Source organism: Spiroplasma endosymbiont of Lariophagus distinguendus, from assembly GCF_023846195.1.
Lineage (GTDB): Bacteria > Bacillota_I > Bacilli_A > Mycoplasmatales > VBWQ01 > Spiroplasma_E.
The window spans coordinates 1-1,104 of the sequence record NZ_JALMUW010000123.1 but is presented as its reverse complement, the minus strand read 5'-3'; the positions used below and the strand labels follow the sequence as shown (position 1 = coordinate 1,104).

Sequence of the window (1,104 nt, the reverse complement as noted above, 5' to 3'; positions counted from 1 at the left end):
CTTTTAACAATTTCGTTTAATAACTGGTGATTAAATGAAGAAACAATAATTTCAGCTTTACTTTTTTTTTCTAATTTTTTAATTTCTGAAAAAATAACCATTAATTGATTTGGGGTATATTTACGATTAATTTCTTCTTTAATTTCAACATTAATCATTTGATAATTTTTACTTAATTTTTCAATAAAATCATTAAATAATGGTGGAATTCATTCTTTATTATTTTTAAAAAATTCCAAATTAATAATTTCTTCATATAATAAACTACTAACCTCACTTTTATTATTGGCAATTCTTTCAAATGTATCATCATGAAAAATAATTACTTTATTATCTTTTGTTAATCGAATATCAAACTCTACTGCTTGGCAAATTTTCAAAGCATTTTGGAAATCAATGATTCGATTTTCACCTTCTGTAGAACGAAATCCACGATGTGCCACTAATAATGCCATAAAATAAACACCCCCAATATTCCTATACCTAATTATTTTACACTAGACTTGTTTTGTAATTAAAAAAGTACTTTGTGTTTCCCAGAAATTCAACTATAAAATTTTATTTTTTTAAGTTTAAGTAAAAATTAACAATTAAAATTAATATTTAATTAAGGAATAAATCTCGTTACTGAATTATAATCATAAATATCATTATCTAAATTACTTGCACATAGAATACTATTATTTCATTCAAAGTTTTGTTCTGCTATTTTTTCACTAAGTAACAATTGTTCAATAGATTGATCTAATTCTAAATTATTTGATATATCTTTTATAATTTGTTCATCACACATACCATCAAAAATTAAATTAGATGATAAATTTTCACTACTTAGTACCGAACTTTGTTCTTCATTAGCCATATATTCAAACTCTATTTCCTCTAACAACTTATCTAATTCTGTTTCTTGTGTTTCTGAATAAAGTTGTGATTCTAAAACATCTCATGCAATATTTTTTATTTGTTCACTACACATATCATCACAATTAAAACTGCTTAAATCAAAATTTTGTTTTAAAGTAGAAACATGACTAGATTGCAATTCTATTTGTTTTTGCTTTTTTTCTTTATCACGTTGATATCATTTTTTATTATATTCTTTCA

General features: G+C 22.6%; 2 protein-coding genes. Both read right to left on the bottom strand.

The window, feature by feature from the left end:
• On the bottom strand, positions 1-455 hold a 455-nt coding region (locus M0D11_RS06005), incomplete at its 3' end, for a glycerophosphodiester phosphodiesterase (protein WP_276574608.1).
• A 152-nt stretch (positions 456-607) separates the two neighbouring features.
• Positions 608-1,104 (bottom strand): hypothetical protein (locus tag M0D11_RS06000; protein ID WP_252321000.1); only part of this gene is annotated, 497 nt, incomplete at its 5' end.